Source organism: Streptomyces sp. NPDC048185 (assembly GCF_043202495.1).
GTDB lineage: Bacteria > Actinomycetota > Actinomycetes > Streptomycetales > Streptomycetaceae > Streptomyces.
The window spans coordinates 108,278-130,111 of the sequence record NZ_JBIDAN010000010.1 but is presented as its reverse complement, the minus strand read 5'-3'; the positions used below and the strand labels follow the sequence as shown (position 1 = coordinate 130,111).

Annotated in this window: 20 protein-coding genes; 8 read left to right on the top strand and 12 right to left on the bottom strand. The window is 76.2% G+C overall.

Annotated features, from left to right (window positions below; genetic code table 11):
- Positions 1–70 precede the first annotated feature (70 nt).
- Positions 71–1,279, bottom strand: coding sequence for a SchA/CurD-like domain-containing protein (locus ACGF3H_RS26880; protein ID WP_362486692.1), 1,209 nt, complete (start codon positions 1,277–1,279; stop codon positions 71–73).
- A gap of 266 nt (positions 1,280–1,545) precedes the next feature.
- On the opposite strand from ACGF3H_RS26880, the gene ACGF3H_RS26875 reads away from it, so the two are divergent.
- On the top strand, positions 1,546–3,210 hold the full coding sequence (locus tag ACGF3H_RS26875; RefSeq protein WP_362486690.1) for an FAD-dependent monooxygenase: 1,665 nt from the start codon (positions 1,546–1,548) through the stop codon (positions 3,208–3,210).
- A gap of 152 nt (positions 3,211–3,362) precedes the next feature.
- Positions 3,363–3,773 carry a hypothetical protein gene (locus ACGF3H_RS26870; protein ID WP_362486688.1) on the top strand — a complete coding sequence of 137 codons (411 nt, stop codon included), beginning with the start codon at positions 3,363–3,365 and terminating at the stop codon, positions 3,771–3,773.
- 19 nt (positions 3,774–3,792) lie between these two features.
- Here ACGF3H_RS26870 and ACGF3H_RS26865 read toward each other — a convergent pair whose 3' ends face one another.
- The 3 genes from ACGF3H_RS26865 to ACGF3H_RS26855 are packed head-to-tail and all read right to left on the bottom strand — an operon-like array spanning position 3,793 to position 6,609.
- Positions 3,793–4,368: a rhodanese-like domain-containing protein gene (locus ACGF3H_RS26865; RefSeq protein ID WP_362486686.1), complete on the bottom strand. Its 576-nt coding sequence runs from the start codon at positions 4,366–4,368 to the stop codon at positions 3,793–3,795.
- A gap of 46 nt (positions 4,369–4,414) precedes the next feature.
- Complete coding sequence (locus ACGF3H_RS26860; protein WP_362486684.1) at positions 4,415–5,164, bottom strand: sulfite exporter TauE/SafE family protein; 750 nt, start codon at positions 5,162–5,164, stop codon at positions 4,415–4,417.
- A 2-nt stretch (positions 5,165–5,166) separates the two neighbouring features.
- A complete protein-coding gene (locus ACGF3H_RS26855) occupies positions 5,167–6,609 on the bottom strand; it encodes an MBL fold metallo-hydrolase (RefSeq protein WP_362486683.1) in 1,443 nt (480 codons plus the stop codon).
- Positions 6,610–6,735: 126 nt separating this feature from the next.
- Here ACGF3H_RS26855 and ACGF3H_RS26850 point away from each other — a divergent pair, with 126 nt between their 5' ends.
- Together ACGF3H_RS26850 and ACGF3H_RS26845 are read left to right on the top strand one after the other, a co-directional pair.
- Positions 6,736–9,096, top strand: a complete 2,361-nt coding sequence (locus ACGF3H_RS26850) for a DUF4132 domain-containing protein (protein WP_362486681.1) — start codon at positions 6,736–6,738, stop codon at positions 9,094–9,096.
- Positions 9,096–9,488: a hypothetical protein gene (locus ACGF3H_RS26845; RefSeq protein ID WP_362486680.1), complete on the top strand. Its 393-nt coding sequence runs from the start codon at positions 9,096–9,098 to the stop codon at positions 9,486–9,488. The genes ACGF3H_RS26850 and ACGF3H_RS26845 overlap by 1 nt, the downstream gene beginning before the upstream one ends.
- On the opposite strand, the gene ACGF3H_RS26840 is transcribed toward ACGF3H_RS26845, so the two are convergent.
- The 4 genes from ACGF3H_RS26840 to ACGF3H_RS26825 are packed head-to-tail and all read right to left on the bottom strand — an operon-like array spanning position 9,460 to position 11,672.
- Positions 9,460–9,942: a hypothetical protein gene (locus tag ACGF3H_RS26840; RefSeq protein ID WP_362486678.1), complete on the bottom strand. Its 483-nt coding sequence runs from the start codon at positions 9,940–9,942 to the stop codon at positions 9,460–9,462. The genes ACGF3H_RS26845 and ACGF3H_RS26840 overlap by 29 nt on opposite strands.
- A gap of 2 nt (positions 9,943–9,944) precedes the next feature.
- Positions 9,945–10,130: a hypothetical protein gene (locus ACGF3H_RS26835; protein ID WP_362486676.1), complete on the bottom strand. Its 186-nt coding sequence runs from the start codon at positions 10,128–10,130 to the stop codon at positions 9,945–9,947.
- Positions 10,123–10,959, bottom strand: coding sequence for a DUF4397 domain-containing protein (locus ACGF3H_RS26830; protein ID WP_362486675.1), 837 nt, complete (start codon positions 10,957–10,959; stop codon positions 10,123–10,125). The genes ACGF3H_RS26835 and ACGF3H_RS26830 overlap by 8 nt, the downstream gene beginning before the upstream one ends.
- A 44-nt stretch (positions 10,960–11,003) precedes the next feature.
- Entirely contained in the window at positions 11,004–11,672 is a 669-nt protein-coding gene (locus tag ACGF3H_RS26825) for a sigma-70 family RNA polymerase sigma factor (RefSeq protein WP_362486673.1), read from the bottom strand.
- Positions 11,673–11,832: 160 nt separating this feature from the next.
- Here ACGF3H_RS26825 and ACGF3H_RS26820 point away from each other — a divergent pair, with 160 nt between their 5' ends.
- The 4 genes from ACGF3H_RS26820 to ACGF3H_RS26805 all read left to right on the top strand — a co-directional run bounded on the left by ACGF3H_RS26820 (position 11,833) and on the right by ACGF3H_RS26805 (position 16,615).
- Entirely contained in the window at positions 11,833–12,843 is a 1,011-nt protein-coding gene (locus tag ACGF3H_RS26820) for a MerR family transcriptional regulator (RefSeq protein WP_362486672.1), read from the top strand.
- A 282-nt stretch (positions 12,844–13,125) separates the two neighbouring features.
- The gene (locus tag ACGF3H_RS26815; protein ID WP_362486670.1) at positions 13,126–14,349 is read left to right on the top strand and encodes a lycopene cyclase family protein; all 1,224 of its coding nucleotides are present in this window, start codon (positions 13,126–13,128) and stop codon (positions 14,347–14,349) included.
- A complete protein-coding gene (locus ACGF3H_RS26810) occupies positions 14,346–15,080 on the top strand; it encodes a methyltransferase (RefSeq protein WP_362486668.1) in 735 nt (244 codons plus the stop codon). Before ACGF3H_RS26815 ends, ACGF3H_RS26810 begins: the two co-directional genes overlap by 4 nt.
- Complete coding sequence (locus tag ACGF3H_RS26805) at positions 15,077–16,615, top strand: NAD(P)/FAD-dependent oxidoreductase (protein ID WP_362486666.1); 1,539 nt, start codon at positions 15,077–15,079, stop codon at positions 16,613–16,615. Before ACGF3H_RS26810 ends, ACGF3H_RS26805 begins: the two co-directional genes overlap by 4 nt.
- A gap of 477 nt (positions 16,616–17,092) precedes the next feature.
- Here the strand turns inward: ACGF3H_RS26805 and ACGF3H_RS26800 are convergent, their stop codons facing one another.
- Genes ACGF3H_RS26800 through ACGF3H_RS26785 form a run of 4 tightly spaced genes read right to left on the bottom strand, consistent with a single transcriptional unit; the run spans position 17,093 to position 21,795 of the window.
- On the bottom strand, positions 17,093–18,100 hold the full coding sequence (locus tag ACGF3H_RS26800; RefSeq protein WP_362486664.1) for a DUF5914 domain-containing protein: 1,008 nt from the start codon (positions 18,098–18,100) through the stop codon (positions 17,093–17,095).
- On the bottom strand, positions 18,097–19,095 hold the full coding sequence (locus ACGF3H_RS26795; RefSeq protein ID WP_393586589.1) for a phytoene/squalene synthase family protein: 999 nt from the start codon (positions 19,093–19,095) through the stop codon (positions 18,097–18,099). The genes ACGF3H_RS26800 and ACGF3H_RS26795 overlap by 4 nt, the downstream gene beginning before the upstream one ends.
- The gene (crtI, locus tag ACGF3H_RS26790) at positions 19,082–20,659 is read right to left on the bottom strand and encodes a phytoene desaturase family protein (RefSeq protein WP_362497048.1); all 1,578 of its coding nucleotides are present in this window, start codon (positions 20,657–20,659) and stop codon (positions 19,082–19,084) included. The genes ACGF3H_RS26795 and crtI overlap by 14 nt, the downstream gene beginning before the upstream one ends.
- Positions 20,656–21,795, bottom strand: coding sequence for a polyprenyl synthetase family protein (locus tag ACGF3H_RS26785; protein ID WP_362497045.1), 1,140 nt, complete (start codon positions 21,793–21,795; stop codon positions 20,656–20,658). Before ACGF3H_RS26785 ends, crtI begins: the two co-directional genes overlap by 4 nt.
- Between the last annotated feature and the right edge of the window lie 39 nt (positions 21,796–21,834).

Below are 21,834 nucleotides of genomic sequence, written 5' to 3'. Positions count from 1 at the left end.
CCGGAAGGACGGAAGGCGGTGGGGGAGGACGGCGCGCGGCCCGGCCGGCGGGCCGGCGCGCGCCGACGGTTCAGGAGGGGAGCGAACGCCGGTCGGTGAGCGGCGTCATGCGGGCCCGCGCGAGCAGCCGCGACAGCGTGCCGGCGTCCGTCAGCGGCCCGTCGATGCCGACGGAGGCGGTGTCCAGCAGCCGCTCGGCCACCGCGACACCGGCCGCGTCCGAGGACCCGGCACGGTCGTGCAGTCCCAGGACGAACGCGGGCGACTCGTCCGGGTCCCCGGCCACGTCGACGAGCCGGACGACGAGGTCGTCGCGGTGGAAGACGGTGGCGGCGAGGACCGGACCGTCCGGCGTGTACACGGCGGACGCGTCCTGCCGGGCCAGCAGGCGGGCGAGTTCCGGTCCCGCACCCGCCCGGACGGGATAGAGCAGCGCACACCGCTGCGGGCGGGCCTCGGCCCCGGTCGCGGACGCCACGTGGTGGACGGCCGGCATCGCCGCCAGGGTGAAGAACCGGCGGGCGGAGTGCGGGTCGTCCAGGTCGCGGTCCTGCTCCAGGTACGGGTCGAGGGCCTCCTCGACGGCCCGCACCCCGGGCTGCCGGGCGACGTGGCGCAGCGCGTTCTGCAGGTCGCCCCGCACCTCCACGGCCCGCACGATCCGGTTGCCGTGCATGAAGAGCGAGGTGCGCAGCAGCCGGGTGTTCCCGTCGACCTGCGCCTCGGGCGACGCGTAGTTGGACAGTAGCTCGGCGACCTTGGCCTCGCTGCCCGGCCGCACGGTGAAGGTCAGGGCGTGCCGCACGACGTTGCCCCCCACCCGGGGAGCGGCCCGCAGCGCCTCACCGGCCCCGGCGGACGGCTCGATGCCGTCGGCGAGGGTCTCCCGCAGCACGCTGTAGCGCAGGGAGCGGGTGTCGCGGACACAGTCCTGCAGCGGCTCGACGGCCGACAGGTGCTCGTCGCTGTTGACCCACGCCAGGAAGGGCGCCGCGCTCTCCCATTCGCTGGTGAGCAGCCACTGCGTCGGGTTCTCCAGGGACTGGCACAGCTGGTCGCTGACATGTCCCGGCACGGCCGCGACCCGGTGACGGATGCGCTCGTAGGCGTTGAGGAACTCCTGCTGCATGCCGTCGTGGATGTCGAGCATCAGCACGACCCGCACGCGCGATCCGTCGAACGCCGATATCGAGACGCCGCCCGCGTCCGCGGACACGGCGGCCGTCGCCCCGGCACCCGTGGCTGCGGCATCCGACGACACGACGGGAGAGACCGTCATCCGGCCCACCTCTTCTCGGGGGAATTTCCTCGTGGACTGGGGGAGTGCGACCGCACGCCGCGCGCGCCGTGTGGGGCGGGGTGCGCCGGCCGCACAAGCACGATCGTGTGCCGTGCCCGCGGGGACCGCGAACCAGGCGGGTTAAGCGGGTGAAGCCTGAGCCGCCGCAGGCGTCACGGGGCATGCATGAAGGCCCGGCCCCTGCATGTCACGGGACCTGCCACTCGACCGCGGCCCAGCGGGGCCCGACCAACGGAGGACGAGCGATGAACGAAAGAGCCGATCGATCGGGACCCGGGATCCACCGCGTCCCGGTGCTGATCGTCGGAGGGTCCCTGGTCGGCCTGTCGACCTCGGTGTTCCTGGGTCGGCTCGGCGTCCGGCACACCCTGGTGGAGCGGCACGCCGGCACCTCCATCCACCCGCGGGGACGCGGCAACAACGTCCGCACGATGGAACTCTTCCGGGTGTCGGGCACGGAGCCGGGCATCCGCCGGGCCGCCGCCACGCTGGCCGACAACCACGGCATCCTCCAGACGCCGACGCTGGTCGGTGACGAGGGGGAGTGGCTGTTCAAGCAGATCGACCCCGGCAACGGACTCGCCCGGTTCAGCCCCAGCGGCTGGTGCCTGTGCAGCCAGAACGACCTCGAGCCCGAACTGCTCGCCCACGCCCGCGAACTCGGCGGCGAGCTGCGCTTCGGCACGCAGCTGATGTCGTTCGACGCGGACGACGAGGGGGTCACGGCGATCGTGGAGAACCGGGAGACCGGCGAGCACACCACGATCCGCGCGGACTACCTGGTGGCCGCCGACGGCCCCCGCAGCCCCGTCCGTGAGCAGCTCGGCATCGGTCAGAGCGGCCCCGGGGATCTCTTCCACAACATCAGCATCACGTTCCGCTCCCGTCGGCTGGCCGACGTCGTGGGGGACCGCCGCTTCATCGTCTGCTACCTCACCGCCCCGGACGCGGACGGCGCCCTGCTCCCGGTGGACAACCGGGTGGACTGGGTCTTCCACGCCCCCTGGCACCCGGAGAACGGCGAGACGGTCGAGGACTTCACCGACGAGCGCTGCGCCGCCCACATCCGCCGCGCGATCGGCGACCCCGGCCTCGACGTGGAGATCACCGGCAAGGCCCCCTGGCACGCCGCCCAGCGCGTCGCCCGCAGCTACCGCTCGGGCCGCGTCCTGCTGGCCGGCGACTCGGCCCACGAGATGTCCCCCACCGGCGCCTTCGGCTCCAACACCGGCATCCAGGACGCCCACAACCTCGCCTGGAAACTGGCCGCCGTCCTCGACGGCTGGGCCGGTGACGGCCTGATCGACACCTACGACGCCGAACGCCGCCCGGTCGCGGAGGCCACCAGCGCCCGTGCCGCCGCCCGCTCCGCCGAGCACAGCCACCCCGGCTTCGCCCCGCCCCCGGCCCCCGGAGGCGGCGGCGGTCCGCAGCGCGGCATCCTCAACGTCGCCCTCGGCTACCGCTACCCCCAGGGCGCGGTCGTCGGCGCCGACCCGGCGACGCCGGTGGTCCCGGACGCGCTCTCGCTGACGGGCGAACCCGGCAGCAGGGCCCCGCACCTGTGGCTGCGCCGCGGTGAGGACCGCGTCTCCACCCTCGACCTCTACGAGCGCACCCTCGTCCTGCTCAGCGACGCCACGGAGCCCAGCGGGTGGCACGAGGCGGCGACGCGGCTGGCCCACGAGATGAGCGTCCCGCTGACGGCGTACCGGGTGGGCAAGTCCCCGGACGCCGAACTGCTGCCCGAGGACGACGACACCGACTGGGCGAAGGCCCACGGCGTGACGCGGGGCGGAGCGGTCCTGGTGCGCCCGGACGGCTTCGTGGCGTGGCGTGCCCCCGGACCGGCGCCGGACCCCGCGGCGATGCTGCGTCAGGTGCTGACGTCGGTGCTGTCCCTGGCCTGACACTCCGGGCCCCGTTTGGCCAGACCCGGGCGCCATGGTTCACGCCTACGGGTGAATCCCGGAATGGACGTCCGGTCCGCCCCCGCCGGGTGCGCTGTGCTGAGTCCGCTGAGACACAGCGCGCCGTCACCGGGCAGGGGGGAACGGTACACATGGACATGGTCGTCCTCGGCGCCTGGCTGCTGACCGCGGCCCTGGGCACCTACCTCGCCACGGTCTGGATCCGGCACGGCGGCCTGCGCCAGCGGACGCCCGGCGTGACGCGGCTGCCGCTGTGGCTGGTGGTCGGTCACGTCCTGCTGGCCGTCAGCGGACTGGCCGCCTGGGCCGTGTACCTCCTGGGCGGCCTCCGGGGCACGGCGTGGGCGGCCTGCGCCGCGGTCCTGGTCGTGGCGGCCCTGGGCTTCATGATGCTGCTGCGCTGGCTGCCCAGCTCCGGCCGCCACTCCCAGGCCACCGGCACGGCGGAACGCCACTTCCCGCTGACCGGGGTGGTCGCGCACGGCATGAGCGCGGGAGCGACGGTGCTCCTGGTCGTCCTCGTGGTGCTCCGGCAGGTCTGAGGGCGGCGCCGGGGCGCCGTCAGTGGCCGCGCAGCCGGGCGAGCGTGGCGTCCAGGCCGGGGCGGCGGGGCCGGTTGTGGGGGAGTTTGGCGAGCACGGCCGCCATGCCGCAGGTGTCGGTGAGGGCGGAGAAGACCAGTCCGCCCGCGATGCCCGCGGACAGCAACTGGAAGGCCGGGTGCACCAGCACGCCGAGCAGGAGGCCGAGCAGGACGACGAGGCCGGCGGTGAGGCGGACCTGCCGTTCCATGCCCCAGGTGGCCTTCGCGGCTCCCTCGGGCCGGGCGAGTGCGTGTCCCTGCGCGGCCCAGGCCCCGGTGCCTCCGGCGAGGGTCGCGGCGCGGATGCCGTGCTCGGCGAGGACACGGCAGGCGTTCGCCGAGCGGTTGCCGGAGGCGCAGACCACGAGCACGTCGCCGCGCTCGGCGGCGGCACGGACGGCGGGCAGGGCACGCCGGAGCCGGTCCAGCGGCACGTTGAGGGCGCCGGGCAGGTGACCGCCGGCGTACTCGCCGGGGGTGCGGACGTCGATGACGGTGAGTTCGTGCAGGCGGGCGTGGGCCTGGCGGGGGTCGAGAGCGGCGGGGGTGGTCATGGGGAGGTCCTTTCTGCGGATGTGTCGGTCGTGCGGTGGCGGCCGCTCACGGGACGAGCGCGTCGGCGAGCATGAACAGGGCCACCGCGAGGAGCGCGCAGGCGAAGAGGGTCTGCAGCGTCCGGCCGCTGACCTTCTCGGTCAGGCGTCTGCCGTCCCAGGCGCCGAGCACCGCGGCCGCGGTGAAGGGGCCGACGACGGCCCAGTCCAGGTGCATCCCGGTGCCGGCCCGGGCGCCGAGCGCGGCCAGGGAGTTGACCGTGATGACGAGGAGGCTGGTGCCGACGGCCCGGCGCATGGCCAGACCCAGCACGCCCACCAGCGCCGGAACGGCGAGGAAGCCGCCACCCACCCCCAGGAACCCGGTCACCGCGCCCAGCCCGGCGCCGACGGCACCGGCCCTCGCGGGGCGGACGGGGCGGCCGGACGGGCCGGTGACCGGAGGACGCAGCATCCGCGACGCCGCCAGCGCGGCGACGACCGAGAAGGCCACGAGGAGCACCGCGGCGGGCACCCGGTCGGCCACCGTGCCGGCGAGCATCGCGGGCACGACACCCGCGGCGGCGAACAGGAGCCCGGTGCGCCAGGCGACGTTGCCGTCCCTGGCGTGCCCGCTCAGCGCGGTGACGGACGTGAGGGTGACGATGACGAGACCGGCCGTGGTCGCGTCGGCCGGGTCGAAACGGAGCAGGTAGATCAGGGCGGGTACGGCGAGGACGCTGCCGCCCCCGCCGAGACCCCCGAGGGCCAGGCCGACGACGGCACCGGCGAGGAGCGCGGCGATCAGAGCGGTCATGCTCAGCGGTCGGTGCGGTCGGTGCGGTCGGTGCGGTCGGTGCGGTCGCTCTCGTGGCCCCGGCCGCCGTGGCCCGGGTCGTCCGGGCCGGTGCCGGTCACCGGCAGCCCGGCGGCCGCGGCGGCGTCGAAACCGTCGTCGACCGCCACCACGTCCCGTCCGGCGGCGTGCAGCAGCGACGCGGCGATCGCGGCCCGCATGCCACCGGCGCAGTGCACCCACACGCTGCCCGCCGGCACCTCGCCCAGCCGCCCGTGCAGCTCGTGGACCGGAAGGTGCACGGAGCCCGCTATGTGTCCGGCGGCCCGCTCGGAGTCCCGCCTTACGTCGAGGACGACCACGCCGTCCGTGCCGCGCTCGGCCAGTCCGGCGAACGTCGACCTCGGGAACGACACCGGCCGCCCGCCCTCGGGCACCCACGTCTCGGGCGACCCGGTCGCTGCGCCCGCGGGCCGGTCGATGCCCACCCGGACCAGCTCCCGCTGGGCGGCGGCCACCTGCTCCGGGGACGCGGCGAGCAGCGTGACCGGCTTGCCCCACGGGATCATCCAGGCCAGGTAGGTGGCGAGCTTGCCGTCCGCCTCGAAGTTGTACGACCCGGCGACATGCCCCTCGGCGAAGGCCACCCGGCTGCGCAGGTCCACGACCCACTCACCGGCCGCCAGCCGGGCGGCGATCTCCTCGGCGTCGGCGACGGCCGGCGGGGTCAGGTCGACGGGCGCGGGACCGCCGGCGTTGGCCGGGCCCATGTGGGTGTAGTACGCGGGCACGTCGTCCAGCCCGGCCAGCAGCCGGGCCACGAAGGTGTCGACGTCCTCGGTCAGCGCGGCGTTGACGGCCTTCTCCCGGCCGATCGTGGTGGCGTCTCCGCCGGCCTGCGCGGAGGAGCAGAAGCTCCCGAAGCCGTGCGTCGGGAGCACGGAGGTGTCGTCCGGCAGCTCGGCGGCCAGGCGGTGCGCGGAGGCGTGCTGCGCCCGCGCCAGCTCCTCGGTCAGCCGCGGCTCCACCAGGTCCGGGCGCCCCACGGTGCCGATCAGCAGCGAGCCCCCGGTGAACGCCGCCACCGGGGCGCCGTTCTCCCGCAGCACGTACGAGGTGTGGTGCGGGGTGTGCCCCGGCGTGGCCACCGCCCACAGCTCCAGCCCGGCGTCGACGCCGACCGTGTCACCGTCCGACACCGGCACCCGCGAGAACGAGACGCCGGCCCCGGCCGGCACCAGGTGGCGGGCGCCCGTCACCCGGGCCAGCTCCGGACCGCCGCTGACGTAGTCGTTGTGGAGGTGCGTCTCGACGACGTGCGATATCCGCACCCCGCGCCGGGCGGCCACCGCCAGGACCTGGTCGATGTCGCGCGGCGGATCCACCACGACCGCGCTCCGCGCGCCGCCGGCCAGGTAGGAACGGTTGCCGAGCCCCTCCAGCTCGAGGGTGTCGACGAAGAACATCCGGGTCACTCCTTCATGGGCTGAGTACCCCCCCGGGTATATCTCCCACCGTAGCACGGGTACCCCCGGGGGTATCGAGCCTCGCGATCGGACCCCGTTGTCAGTCCCCTCTGCGATCATCCGGCCATGCTGAACGACGCCCAGGTGACCCGGGACGGTGAGAGGGGTCCGTCGAGCCCCGCCGACCGGCTGATGCGCGCGCTGACCGGCCCGGACGACACCGGCGAGCACGGGCTCCCCGACCCGTCGGAGGTCACCGACGAGGAACTCGGCACGCTGCTCGTCGCGGCCCACCGGGTGGACGCCTCGAACACACCCGCGAGGCGGGCGGCGGCCCTCGCAATCCGGGCCGCGGCCGCCGAACGGCAGCCGCGCTACACGCCCGCCGCATGCCGCCGGATGTTCGAACTGCTCGTCGAGGAGTGCGCGGAGCACGGCTGGGCCGACCTCACCCTGGGCCTCGACGCGCTGCGGCACCGCACGGGGCCGTCGCCCGACGTGTCCGAACCGGCCCGCGCCCTGGTCGGGGCGTGGCTGGACAAGGACGTCGTGCGCCAGCCGTACGCGCTGCTCGCCGTCGCGGCCCTCGCCGGGGAGGAGACGCTGAGCACGGCCGTGGAGCGGCTCTCCCGCGACGTCGGCCCCATCGTCGCCGACGAGACAGCCGTCGTCGCCGGGCTGCCCCCGGCCGAACAGGCGGCTCTGTCCGAGATGGACCGGGAGAGCAGATTCGCCCCGCCGCTCGCCCACACCTGGCACCGGTCGGCCGACAGCCCGGCGTACGTGGCGTTCACCCGCCGCGCGCTGGAAGCGGCCGCCGACCGCACCGACGCCATCCGGGCCGGCGCGATCCCCTACCGCGCGGACAAGGCGTTCACCGACCGGGAGGTCACCTCGCTCGGCCAGGCCCTGCGGGTCGCGCTGCTGCGCGACGAACCCTGGCTCCCCGAGCTGTTCGACCGGCTGCTGCCCGGCATCGCGCTCGCCCCGACGGCGGCCAGGACGCTCCCCTCCCAGGCCCTGCTGTACGAGGTGGTCCGCGCCGCCCAGGACTTCCCGACCCCCGAGCTGGTCACCGCGATCCGCACCGTGCGCCGGACCGTCCGTCACGCGGGGGTGCCCAGGCAACTGGACAAGATGCTCAAGAAGGCCGACTCCGCCCTGGCCGAACGCACCGACGTGGCGCTACGGCTGCCCAGGCTGGACTTCGACGACGACGGCGTCCTGCGGCGGACGGCCGGCGACTACCAGGCGGTCGTCACGGTCACCGACACCGCCTCACTGACCTGGGAGAAGGACGGCCGCCCGCTGCGCTCCGTCCCGGCACCGGTCCGCCGCGACCACGCCGGCCTGGTCAAGGAGACGCGCGACCTGGTGAAGCGGCTGAACGCCCAGCTGGCCACCCTCCTGCGGGCCCTGGAGGGCGGCTTCACCGTCGACACCGTCCACCCGTACGGCCGGTGGCGCACCGAGCTGGCCGGCCACCCCCTCGCCCGCACCCTCACCGGCCGCCTGATCTGGGAGATCGAGGTCGCGCCCGGCGAGTGGCGGGCCGTGCTCCCCGCGACGGGCGAGGCCCTCCCCGACGTGCCGGACGACACCCCCGTACGACTCTGGCACCCACTCCGCTCGGACCCCGACGCCGTGCGGGCCTGGCGGGACCTGCTCACCGAACGGCGCATACGGCAGCCCTTCAAGCAGGCGTTCCGCGAGGTCTACCTCCTCACCCCGGCCGAGGAACGGACCGGCGTCTGTTCCCACCGCTTCGCCGCGCACCTCGTCCACTACCGCAGGATGTTCGCCCTGTTCCGCGCCCGGGGGTGGAAGAGCCGCCTGCTCGGGCCCTGGGACGACGGGGACGGCGACGAGGCCGAGCGGACCCTGGCGGCGGGGGAGTGGCGGGTCCGCTTCCTGCACACCTGGTCCGGCTCCGCGGGCGACGACGGCCTGGCCACGACCGACCAGGTGCGCTTCGACCGCCGGCAGCAGGGCGGCTGGCGCGAGTCACCGCTCGCCGACGTGCCCCCGCTGGTGTTCAGCGAGGCCATGCGCGACGTGGACCTCTTCGTCGGCGTGACCTCGATCGCCACCGACCCCGACTGGAGCGACGGCGGCGACCGCCGCGCCTACTGGGAGCGGACCGCGTTCGGCGAGCTGACCGAGAGCGCCCTGGCGCGCCGCGAGGTACTGGAGAGGCTCCTGCCCCGTCTGAAGATCGCCGACCGCTGCACGCTCGACGGCCGCTTCCTGCGCGTCCGGGGCGATCTGCGCACCTACAGGATCCACCTCTTCTCGGCCAACGTCCTGATGGAACCGGACGACAGCTACCTGTGCGTCGTCGCGGCACGGCGCCCGGCGGACCGCTCGGTGTTCCTGCCCTTCGACGACGAACGGCTCGCCCTGATCCTCAGCAAGGCGTTCCTGCTGGCCGCCGACACCGACATCACCGACGAGACCATCCTCCGCCAGATCGAGCGAGGTGCCTGATGGCCACCGTGACCTTCCGGGACGAGACCGCGACGGGCAAGGGGATCGCCGAGTGGGAGCTGTCCGGCCTGCCCGACCGGACGACCGTACGAGAACTGATCGGCCTCCGGGTCCGGGAGGAGGCCGCCCGCCACAACGCCCACCCCACCGATCTCTTCACCGGCCTGGTCCGCCCCGACGGCGCCGAACCGGTCCGGGACGGCTACCGCCTCCCCGGACCGCGTCCCGTCGACGCGGCCCGCCAGACGGAGGCGGCCGAGCGCGCCTTCACGGCCAACGGCTTCTTCGTCCTGTCCGGCGACCGCCAGCTGGAGGACCTCGACGAGACCGTGGACCTCACGGCCGGCGCCACCCTGGTCTTCGTCAAGCTGGTCGCCCTCGTCGGCGGCTGAGACGGGGCGGACCCGGCCCCCGCCCGGCCGGGAGCGCGCTCGCCCCGGGCGCCCGGGGCCGGCGTCTGCGGATGCGCCACCACGCGATCAGTGCGCCGGCGAGCAGACAGCACGCCGGACCGCTTCGCCGCCCGGGAGCGCGCGGGGCGCCCGGGGAGCGGCGCGGCCGGTCCGGGCCGGCCGGGACCGCCGGCACTTCACGGGCCGGCCTCGCCGCGGGGCCGGAGTCGCCGGCCAGTTCCCGGGTGATGCGCCGCCACACCCGTCCCGGCGGGGCGGCGGGGAGGTCCGCCTCCTCGACCGAGCGGGCCGCCGTGACCAGACGGGTCATCAGGCGCAGCTCGTCCCGGCAGCGTTCGCACCCGGCGATGTGCTCCAGGGCACGCGCGTCGTCGTGCGCGACGCCGTTGCCCAGCGCCAGCTCCACCAGGTGCGCCGCGTCGACGTGTGACACCGTCACTCTCCTGTCGGCTCCGGGGTGACGACCGGACCGGCGCCACCGTCGACGTGCCCGACGAGCACCGGAACGGCGCCGCCGGGTGGTGGCGTCGGCCGTGAGGAGGCGGTGCCGAGCGTGACGGCCGCCGCGAGCGCGGCGGCCGTCACGACGGGACCGGTGAGCCGCCGTACCGCGTCATCCACGCCGGCCCGCGGCCCGGCGGATCACCAGCACGCCCGTGAGCGTGACCATGCCGGTCGCCGCCGCCCAGGCCAGCCACTGCTCCGAGGAGTTGAAGGAGGCCGCGGCCGCGGCGCCGCCGCCCATGCCCTTCGGTGCCGACTCCGTGCCGCTGAGCGTCTGGGTCGCCAGCGCGAGGTTCTTGTCGGCCGCGCTGCCCCAGGCGTAGACGATGTTGTCGGCGCCGGCCTTGAGCTGGAGGTCCGCCGGCCCGATCGCCACCGTGCCGGTGCCGGCCAGCACCACGTCGGCCGAGACGGTGCCGGCGTCGACGACGGCGGTGTCCTGGTCGGGGTTTTCCAGCCCCGTGAAGACGGGCTGGCCGCCCGCCCGGACGTCCACGGCCGGCGCGGCGGCGACATGGCGCACCGTCAGCCGGGCCTGGCCGGCGCCGGTCGGGGAGACGTCGTTGACGAACGACGACAGTTCGGGCTTGCCGCCGGCGGAGAGGTGGGCGGCGATGGTGGCGTTCGCTCCCGCCGGCACCTTGATCTGCTTCTCGACGGCCGGGGTGCCGTCGGGCCCCTGGCCGGCCGGGAAGACCTTGATGTCGTAGGTGCCCGCGTCCAGGGACTGGGGGTCGGTCACCGTGCCCGGCTCGAAGTCGCTCACGAGCTTGTCGCCGTTGGCGTAGACGTCGGCGGTCAGGCCGGGGACGCCGTGGAAGACCGACACCTCGGCGGTGTCGCCGCCGGCCGCGGAGGGCGCGGCCATGACGGGCGCGGCGACGGTGAGCGCGAGGGCGCAGGCTCCGGCCGACGCGCCGAGGATGAGGGGGGTCCGGGAGGTCATGGGGATCATCCCTTCGTGGCGGCCGCGACGTTCGCGCGGTCTCGTCAGTGGTTCGTGCGCGGGGGCCGCCGCGGATGCGTGCGGTGGCACCCGCCGTCCGGCGTCCGCGCCGCACTCCCGTCGGAGCGGCCCTGTTCGACGGCGTCGCGCAGCCGGAGGAGGCCGCGCCGGGTGTGGCTCTTGACGGTGCCGAGGGGGAGCCCGGTGCGCCGGGCGATCTGGGCCTGGGTGAGGTCCTGGTAGAAGGCCAGGCACAGCACCTCGCGCTGGCCGTGCGGCAGCCGGGACAGCGCGTCGACCAGGAGCACGCGGTCCAGGACCTCGTCCGGCGCGCCGTCCTCGTGCCGCCCCGCGTCGGCGTCGTGCCCGACGGTGTCGACGAGGGCCAGGCGCCTGGTCCGGGCGGCGAGCGCGTCGACGATCTTGCGGCGGGTGATGCCGACCAGCCAGCCGCCCAGCGGTCCCTTCTCCGGGCGGTAGCCGTTCCGGCCGCGCCAGGCGCCGAGGAAGACCTGCTGCGTCACGTCCTCCGCCTCGTGCGCGTCGCCGAGCGATCGCGTGGCCATGCCGTGGACGAGCGAGCCCCAGCGCCGGTAGACGGCCTCGAAGGCGTGCTCGTCGGCGGCGAGCAGGCCACGGGCGAGTTCCTCCTCGTACGGGGTCTCCTGCGCGGCGGGAGCGGGTGCGCCGGTGCGCCGCGTGTTCGTGGTCATGACCTGTTCCTCCTGCCGTCTGCGTCGTCCGTGGCGGAGGGCCGCCCGCGGAGCGGATGGAGGCGGCGCGTACGCCGTCGTCACCGGCTCGTACGGTCCACTCTTCGCACGCGGAACGACGCAGGCAACATGCGTCGCTTGTGCGTCGTATGGTGGATTCATGGACGGAAACGGCGCGGCCGACGCGGGACCCGGCGGCGGCCTCACCACGGGAGAGGTGGCGCGCCGCCTGGGGGTGGCGCCGACGACGGTGCGCTCCTGGGACCGCCGCTACGGCCTCGGTCCGGCCGCCCGCACCGGCGGCCGGCACCGCCGCTGGACCGCCGGGGACGTGGCACGGCTGGAGCGGATGTGCGCCCTGACGGCCACCGGACTGCCACCGGCCGAGGCCGCCCGCCTGGCCCTCGGCGGTGCGGACACCGGCGCACCCCTGCCCCCGGCCACCGGCACACCCCCGCCCCCGGAGGGCCGCGCACCCGGCACGCCGCTCACGGCCCGGGCGCGCAGCCGGGCCGCGACGGGGCTGCGGCTCGGGGACGCGCGCCAGGAGTGCAAGGGCATCGCCCGCGCCGCCCTGCGCCTGGACGCCGCCGCCCTCGACGAGCTGCTGGGCGGCGTGATCGAGGAGTACGGCCTGGTCGCCGCCTGGACCGAGGTGATCATGCCGACGCTCCAGGCGGCCGGCCGCAAGTGGGAGAGCTCGGGGGAGCGGTACGTCGAGGTCGAGCACTTCCTGTCCTGGCACGTCTCCGGCGCGCTGCGGCGCCACACGCCCCCGGGGCCGGCCGGTCCCCCCGGCGCCGTCACCGTGCTCGCCTGCGTCCCCGCCGAGAACCACACGCTGCCGCTCGAGGTGCTGGCCGCCGTCCTGGCCGAACGGGGCCTGCCCATCAGGATGTTCGGCGGCTCGCTGCCCGTGGAGTCCCTCGTCGCCGCGGTCCGCAGGACCGGCCCGGCCGCGGTGGCCCTGTGGGCGCAGTCCCGGACCACGGCCAGCCGGCCGCTGGCGCAGTACGTCGCGGCGATCGAGTGGGGAGTGCGCGGCGCCCGCCGGAGTCCGGTCGTCCTCACCCTCGGGCCCGGCTGGGCCGGACAGACCGTGCCCGGGTCGCCGCACCCTCCCGGGCTGGCGGAGGCCGTGGCGGCGATCGAGTCCGTCGTCCGCAGGTGAGGAGGCGCCGCCGCCGGGTACGCGCGCCCGATGGCGCTCCCCACGCCGGGCGGGACGCGACCCGGTGGACGTCACGCGCACACGGCGATCCGGCATCCGGGTGAGAGCCGACCGGATCGCGCACGCCGCATCCAGCGGTGCCCGGCGCGGGGAACACACGATGGAGAACGACAGCCGGTGACCTCGCAGCGAGGGGGAGCGAAGAGTGGACCTCACCGAGCCGGAGCCCGGCCCGCCGCGCACCGCCCCGGACGGGAGCCCCGTCGGTGAACGGCGCGTCGGGTGAGCCGGCCGCCCCGCACCGCCGCCGAGCCCTGCGACGTGCTCATCCTCGGCGGCGGCGCGGCCGGCCTCAGCCTGGCCCTGCGCCTCACCGCGCCCACCTCGCCCACCGTGACCCTCGTGGAGGCCCCCGACGGACCGCTGCGCCCCGGCGAGCGGACCTGGTGCTACTGGGACCACGGCGGCGACGACCTCGACGAGGCGGTCAGCGCCTCCTGGGCCAGGCTCCGGGTGCACGGCGGCGACGGGCGGGCGATCACCGTGCGACCGTCGCCGCTGACCTACCGCATGCTCCGGTCCACGGACTTCGAGGACCTCGTGCACGCCCGGCTCGCCCGCTCCCCGCGCGTACACGTCCTGCGCGCGACGGCCGACACGGTACGCGACACCGCCGACGGCGCGGAGGTACGGTGCACCGACCCCGGCGGGCGGCCCCTGACCCTGCGGGCACGGTACGTCTTCGACTCCCGGCCGAGGCGCACGCTCCCCCCGGCCCGCACCCGGCTCCTCCAGCACTTCCGCGGCTGGTTCGTGCACACCGCCACGGACCGCTTCGACCCCGGCGTCGCCGACCTGATGGACTTCCGGGTGCCGCAACCGCGCCACGGCCTCGCCTTCGGCTACGTCCTGCCCACGGCGCCCGACCGTGCCCTCGTCGAGTACACCGAGTTCTCCCGCACCCCGCTGACCACCGCGGCGTACGAGGCGGCGCTCACCCACTACTGCCGCGACGTCCTGCGGCTCGGCGCGTTCACCGTCGAGTCCGCCGAGCAGGGGATCATCCCCATGACCGACGCGCGCTTCGCCCGGCGCACCGGGCCGGCCGTCTTCCGCATCGGCACCGCCGGCGGCGCCACCCGCCCGGCGACCGGCTACACCTTCGCCGCCGTCCAGCGCCAGAGCCGCGCCATCGCCGCCGCCCTCCACGCGGGACGCGCGCACGTCCCCCCGCCGCACGGGCGCCGGGCCCTCGCCATGGACGCCGTGATGCTGCGGGCCCTGGACACCGGGCGCATCGACGGTCCCGCCTTCTTCACGGACCTGTTCCGCCGCGTCCCGCCCGCACGCCTGCTGCGCTTCCTCGACGGCGACACCTCCCCCTGGGAGGAGTGGAGCGTCGGCCTGCGCACCCCCGTCGGCCCCATGCTCCGGACCGCCGCCGAACTGCCCTTCCTGCCCCGCCGCCCGCCGCCCGCCCCACGAACCGGAGAAGGCCACCGATGACACTGCTGCGCGACCACGACCTGGCACGGGCCTTCGACCACGCCTCCCACACCTACGACCGCCTGACGGCCCTCAACCCCGGCTACCGCACCGACCTGCTGCGCTCGGCCCGCCGCCTGCGGCTGCCCCGGGCCGGGGCCGGCCTGCACCTGCTCGACCTCGGCTGCGGCACCGGCGCGTCCACCGCGGCCCTCCTGCGCGCCGCGCCCCGCGCCCGGATCACGGCCGTCGACGCCTCCGCCGGAATGCTGCGCCGCGCCCTGGCCAAGCCGTGGCCCGACCGCGTGCGGTTCCGGCACCTGACCGCCGAAGAGGCCACGACGGCGGGCGAGGGACCGTACGACGCCGTGTTCGCCGCCTACCTGTTCCGCAACGTCACCGACCCGGACGGCGTCCTCGCCGCCGTCCGCTCGCTGCTGAGGCCGGGCGGCCGGCTCGCCGTCCACGAGTACAGCCTCAGCGGCTCCGCCGCCCACCGCGCCCTGTGGACGACCGTGTGCCACGGCGTGATCATCCCCGCCGGCACCTTGAGCGGCGACCGCGCCCTCTACCGGCACCTGTGGCGCAGCGTCGTCGACTTCGACACCGCCCCCGCCTTCACCGCCCGCCTGGCGGACGCAGGCTTCACCGGCGTACGCGCCACCCCCGTCGCGGGATGGCAGACCGGCATCGTGCACACCTTCACGGCACGCAACGGCACCGCCGGCCCGGCCGCGGAGAGCGCCCGATGACCGCCCGCCGCGGCCGCGACCGCAAGGCCGAGATCCTCACGCCCCCGCCCGGCCGGGCCCGCTTCGCCCCCGGCGACGCCCCCCGCGTCGCCGTGGCCGGCGGCGGCATCGCCGGCCTCGCGGCGGCGACCCTGCTGGCCGAACGGGGCGCCCGCGTCACCCTCCACGAGCGCGAGGAGTCCCTGGGCGGCCGCCTCGCCGGCTGGCCCACCCGGCTCTCCGACGGGACGGGGGTGACCATGAGCCGCGGCTTCCACGCCTTCTTCCGCCAGTACTACAACCTGCGCGGCCTGCTGCGGCGCACCGACCCCGGCCTCGACCGCCTCCGCCCGCTGCCCGACTACCCGCTGCGGCACAGCGGCGGACTCACCGACAGCTTCGCCCGCGTCCCGCGCACCCCGCCCCTCAGCGCCCTCGGCTTCGTCGCCCTCAGCCCGACCTTCGGCTGGCGCGACCTCGCCGGCATGGACGCCCGCGCCGCCCTGCCGCTCCTCGACGTCCGCGTACCGCGGGTCTACGAACGCTTCGACGGCACGAGCGCCACGGACTTCCTGGAACGCGTCCGCTTCCCCGCGGCCGCGCACCACCTGGCCTTCGAGGTGTTCTCCCGCAGCTTCTTCGCCGACCCGCGCGAACTGTCCGCCGCCGAGCTGCTGCTGATGTTCCACATCTACTTCCTCGGCTCCGCCGAGGGCCTGCTCTTCGACGTCCCCGACGAACCCTTCCCGCACGCCCTCTGGGAGCCCCTCGGCGACTACCTCCGGCGCCTCGGCACCGACATCCGCACCGGTACGCCCGTGCGCGGCGTCCACCCCGACGCCGACGGCGGCGTCCAGGTGCGCACGGACGGCACCCTGGAGCGGTACGACGCCGCGGTCCTCGCCCTCGACCCCGGGGCCCTGCGCGCCGTGGTCGCCGCGTCCCCGGACCTCGGCACCGAGCCCTGGCGGGACGACGTCGCCGCCCTGACCACCGCACCGCCCTTCCTCGTCTCCCGGCTCTGGCTCGACCGGCCGGTCCGCGCCGGCCGCCCCGGCTTCCTCGGCACCAGCGGCTACGACGGCCTGGACAACATCAGCGTCCTCGACCGCTACGAGGGCGAGGCCGCCCGCTGGGCCGCCCGCACCGGCGGCTCCGTCGTCGAACTGCACGCCTACGCCGTCGCCGCCGGATCGGCGCCCCGGACCGTGCAGAACCGCCTGATCGACAGCCTGCACCGGGTGTACCCGGAGATCCGGCGGGCCCGGATCGTCGACGCCCGGCACGAGTGGCGCGCCGACTGCCCGTTCTTCCCCGTCGGCTCCCACGCCCGGCGGCCCACGGTGGCGACGCCCCACCCGAGGGTGACCCTGGCCGGCGACGCCATCCGCAGCGACCTGCCCGTGGCCCTGATGGAACGCGCGGCCACCACCGGCTTCCTGGCGGCCGGACGCCTCCTCGCCGACTGGGGGGTACGCGGCCAGACCCTGTGGACGGTGCCCCGGGCCGGCCGCTCCGCGGCCCTGCGCGCCCTCAGCAGCATCGGCGCCGGCTGAGCCGCCCCGCGCCCTCGGCGGGGCCGGGAGCGGCTCGGCACCCCCGCGCCGGCGGCATGGGGACCGGCTGCGGTATCGCCGTGCCTCGGTGGGGTGGGGAACGGCTGGACACCGGCCCCGCGCTCTCGTCGGCGCCGGGGCCGGCTGAAGCACCGTCGCGCCCCCGGCTGCTGAGGAGCGGCCGAGTATCGGCCCGCGGCACCCTCGGCGGCGTCGGACCGGCTGGGCACCGCCCCTGTGCCCCTGCGGCAGCGGACCGGCTGGGCACCGCCCCGCGCCCTCAGCGGCATCGGGAGCGGCTGGGCACCGCCCCTGTGCCCGTGCGGCATCGGACCGGCTGAGCACCGTACCTGCGCCGTCAGCGGCATGGGGAGCGGCTGGGCATCACTCCCGCCCCCTCGACGAGGTCGGGAGCGGCTGAGTACCGCCGCCGTGCTCTCAGCGGCGTCGGGACAGGCTGAGCACCGTCCCGCGCCCTCAGCCGGGGAAGCGGCCCGTGCTGCGCAGCTCCCGGCGCCGTTCCGCGTAGGCGAGGTCGTCGCGCCACAGCCGGCCGGCGGTCCGGCGCATCAGCGGCCGCAGCGCGGGCGCCGCGGCCCGCGCCAGGGCGAAGCCGCGCCGGTCCGATGCGGCCACGACCGCCTCCACGACCGCGGTCCGTGGCCGGTCCGCGCCCGCGGCCGTCAGCGGCGTGGCGTGCGTCTCCACCACCGACGTACGGCCCTCCCCCTCCGTGATGCGCATGACGACCGTGCGCGGCTCGGGCGCCGTGAACTCCGCCCGCACCGGCACCACCAGGCGGCCCGTCACCCGGAACGAGACGTCGACGACGAAGGCGTCGTCGTCCTCGCCCCGGGGCGGCCGGGCGACGGTCAGGTCGACGAACGAGTAGGGGTGGAACCAGGAACCGTGCCACGGGTCGAGCCGGTTGGCGACCACGTCCTCCGGCTCGCACCGCCCGACGGCCGTGAAGACGGCGTCCACCCCGCTGCCCGCCGCCGGCCGCGCCGGCACCACGGGCCGGTCCGTGGGCTCCTCGCCGCCGACCGCGTCCAGCCGCACCCACACCAGCACCCCGTCGTCGTGCACCGGGTAGGGGTCCCACCCGGCGAACGGCCCGCCGTCCAGGGCCAGTCCGTGCCAGTGGCACACCAGCGTCCCGCACACCACCCGGCTGTCCCGCAGGGGCGCGCCGAGGTGCGGGCAGACCCCCGGGCCCGCCCGCAGCTCACCGGTGTCCGCCCGCCACAGCACGACCTCCTCACCGCCCACCGTCCTGCCGTAGGGCCGGCCGCCGGCACGCACCTCACGGGAGGAGCCCACCACGAACCAGTTGCCCGACGGACGGGCCGAGGCCCGCTTCAGCGCCTCGGCGATCAGCGCCGGGCGGGCCTCCCGCCAGGTCGGCGTCTGCGTCCCCCAGTCCGACCGGCGGCGTCGCCGCAGCGGAGGTGTCCAGCGGGCCCGGTCAGCCCGGTCACTCATCCCACGGTTCCCTTCGTCTCGAGCGGGGCGGCGTCCGGGCGGGGCGCCCGGCGTCCGGTGCGGGCCGCGCGCCGGCGCGCGAGGGCGACCCGCACGGCTCCAGCCGCCGCCACGGCCGCGCGGCGCCGGCGCGGCACCACCGCCCGGCGGTGCAGGACCGCGTACCCCTGGTCCGCGATCGCGTCCAGGATGCCGCCGTAGAGGGTGAACGCCGTGCCGATGCAGGGGCGCGTGCGCGGGTCGAGCATGGGGATGCCCGCCTCCGCCACCCGGTACTCGCCCCGCGCCAGGTCCTCCGCGGCGACGAGGGCCGCCCGCACCCGCGGGTCGTCGCGGCCCGTGCGCCGGCTCCACTCCAGCAGCGGCCGGTCCACGCCGTGGGCGGCGAGCAGGTCCGCCGGCAGGTAGATCCGGCCCCGGTCCAGGTCCTCGCCGACGTCCCGCAGGAAGTTGGTGAGCTGGAAGGCCACCCCGAGGGCCGCCGCGTGCGGCGCGGCCTCCTCGCGGGGGACGACCGTGCCCAGCACGGGCAGCATCTGCAGCCCGATCACCGCGGCCGAACCGTGCATGTAGCCCCGCAGGTCGGCGTAGGTCGGATAGTCCGTGACGTGCAGATCGCTGCGCATCGAGGCCATGAAGTCCGCAAACAGCGCGGGCTCGATCGCGTACCGCTCGGCGGTGTCGGCCACCGCCCGCACCACCGGCTCGTCGCCCGCGCCGGTGCGCAGCCCGTGGGCGAGGTCGCCCTCCAGGCGCCGCAGCAGCCGGTCGCGTTCCGCGGGCGTCCGGTCCCGGCCGAGGTCGTCCACGATGTCGTCCGCCCAGCGGGCGAACCCGTACAGCGCGTGCACGGCCGGCCGCCGCTCCACCGGGAGCAGCCGGGTGGCCAGGAAGTAGCTCTTGCCGTGCCGGGCGTTGAGCCGGCGGCACGCGGAGTAGGCGGCGCGCAGGGCGGGGTCGGTGATGCCCGCGGCGTCCAGCTCACGACGCGTCATGGGTGCCCTCCGCGGTCGGGGTGAGGGTCCGGGCGCCGGGCCGCCGCACCGCACGGACGGGCGCGCGACGGGCGCCGGCGGTCCCGCCGCCGGTCACGCGGGCGGCGGCGAGCTTGCCGCTGATCAGCACCGTCGGCACACCCACCCCTGGGGTGGTGCCGCAGCCCGCCAGCACCACGTTCTCCAGGCCGCGCACCAGGTTGCGCGGCCGGAACGGGCCGGTCTGGGCGAAGGTGTGGGACACCGAGAAGGGACTGCCCGCCGCATGCCCCTGCGCCGCCCAGTCCAGGGGCGTCACCAGCAGCTCCTCCTCGACGCTCGCCGCGAACCCGTCCAGGCCCCGGCGCTCCAGCTCCGCGACCAGATCCTCGCGGTAGCGCGGCCCCAGGTCCCGCCACTCGGCGCCCGAAGGGCCCACGTCGGTGTTCGGGCACGGCGCCAGGACGTAGTGCAGGTGCCGGCCGGGCGGCGCCAGGCCGGGATCGTGCGCCGTCGGCCGGGTGATCAGCAGGGAGGGGTCGCTCATCAGCCGCCCCGCACGGGTCAGCTCCTCGAAGGTCCGCTCCCAGGCCGCGCCGAAGGACAGGGTGTGGTGGGCGAGACCGGGCCAGGTCCGGTCGGTCCCGGCGTGCAGGATCACGGCGGACGGGGAGTGCCGCAGCCGCACCGGGCGCCGGGGCGCGCGGCCCAGGAGTTCGTGCGCCGCCGGCAGCTCGCAGGTCAGCACCACCGCGTCGCAGGCGATGCGCTCACCCGACGCCAGGCGCACCGCACGGACCCGGCCCCCCGACCGCTCCAGCGCCGTCACCTCCGCCGACCAGCGGAACTCCGCGCCCGCCGCACCGGCCGCGTCCGCCATCCCCCGCGGGAGCGCGTGCATGCCGCCCTTCGGGAACCAGACACCGGCCACCGTGTCCATGTAGGCGATCACCGCGTACGCCGCGAGGGCCCTGGCCGGCGCCACTCCGGCGTACAGGGCCTGGAAGGAGAAGACACGGCGCAGCCGCGGGTCGCCGATGAACCGGCCGATGCGCCGGTCCAGCCGCCCGAAACCGCCCAGCGCCGCCAGCCGCGCCAGATCCGGGTGCAGCAACTGGAAGGGGGAGTCGAAGTTCGTGTCGATGAACCGCCGCATCTGCGCCCGGTACAGCCGCTCCAGCCACTCCCGCAGCCGACGGTAACCGGCCGCCTCCGCCGCTCCCGCGAACCGCTCGACCTCGGCCTCCATCGCCTCGCCGTCGGTGTGCACGTCGAGCGCGCTGCCGTCCGCGAACGACGCCCGGTACGCGGGGTGCAGGGCCGTCAGCTCCACATGCCGGTGCAGGCTGTCGCCGACGGCGGCGAACGCCTCGTCGGCCAGGTGCGGCATGGTCAGGACCGTCGGCCCGGTGTCCACCTCGTAGCCGCCCAGCCGCACCCGGCCCGCCCGGCCGCCCGGCCCGGCGTCCCGCTCGACGACCGTCACGCGGCGGCCCGCGCCCAGCAGGTGCAGCGCGCAGGCGAGCCCGGACAGCCCGGCACCCACCACCACCACGTGGTCCGTGGCGCCCGGCACGGTCCTCACGCCGCCTCCCCGGTGCGCCGCGGCGCCGTCCCGGCCGCCCGCTCCACGAGCGCCGCGAACTCCCGCCGCACCGGCGGCGGGGCCCCGGTCCCCTCGAAGTGCCGCACGCTCGCCGCGGCCAGCTCCGCGATCCTCGACTCGACGACCGCGCGGGCGCCCGTGCGCTCCAGCGCCGCCCGCATCCGGCGCACCGTGTCGTCGGACGCGGGCCCGCCCGGGGCGAGCGCCTCCGCGGCCTCCCGGTCACCGGACGCCCGCGCCAGCCGCGAGCCGACGGCGAGCAGGCAGGTCAGCTTGCGGGTGCGCAGGTCGTCGTCGGCCGGCTTGCCCGTCACGGCCGGGTCCCCGAACGCCCCGAGGAGATCGTCGCGGAGCTGGAAGGCGAGGCCGGCGCACCGACCGGCGGAGCGCAGGGCGTCCAGGACCGCGCCCTCGCCGCCGGCCAGCGACGCGCCCAGGGCCAGCGGCCGCTCCACGGTGTACAGGGCGCTCTTGAGGGTGGCGATGCTCAGCGCCTCCTCCACACCGGACTCACCCGTGGCCTGCGCGTGGATGTCCCGGTACTGCCCGGCGACCATCTCGGTCCGCATGGCCTGCCACTCCCGGTGCAGCCGGAGCCCGTGCGGCGAGCCCAGCGCCGTCTCGGTCATCAGGTCGTCCGCCCAGGCCAGCGCGAGGTCACCCGCCAGCACCGCCCCGGAGGCCGCGAACGCCTCGGACGGACCCGTCATGCCCGCCGCCTCGTGCATGCGGGCCAGGTCCACGTGCACCGCCGGAGCGCCCCGGCGCAACGGCGACCCGTCCATCACGTCGTCGTGGATGAGAGCGCACGCCTGCACGAGTTCGAGGGCCGCGCCCGTGCGCAGCACCGCCGCGGCGTCCCCCGTCCCGCCCGCGGCACGCCACCCGCACCACGCGAACGCCGTGCGCAGCCGCTTCCCGCCCCGCAGGACCAGCGCCGCGACCCGGCCCGCGACGTCACGGGCGAACACCGGATCGGTGTCCCGGGCCCGCCCCAGCGCGTCGTCGAGCAGGCGCCCCAGCTCCGCCTCCACGGCGCGGACCGCGTCGCGCGCCGTCCGTGGACCGTCGACCCGCCCGACCTGTTCGGCCACCGTGGGCCGCAGTCCCAGCATGCACAACCCCTTGTCGCTCTCGATCACCCGCACACCAGT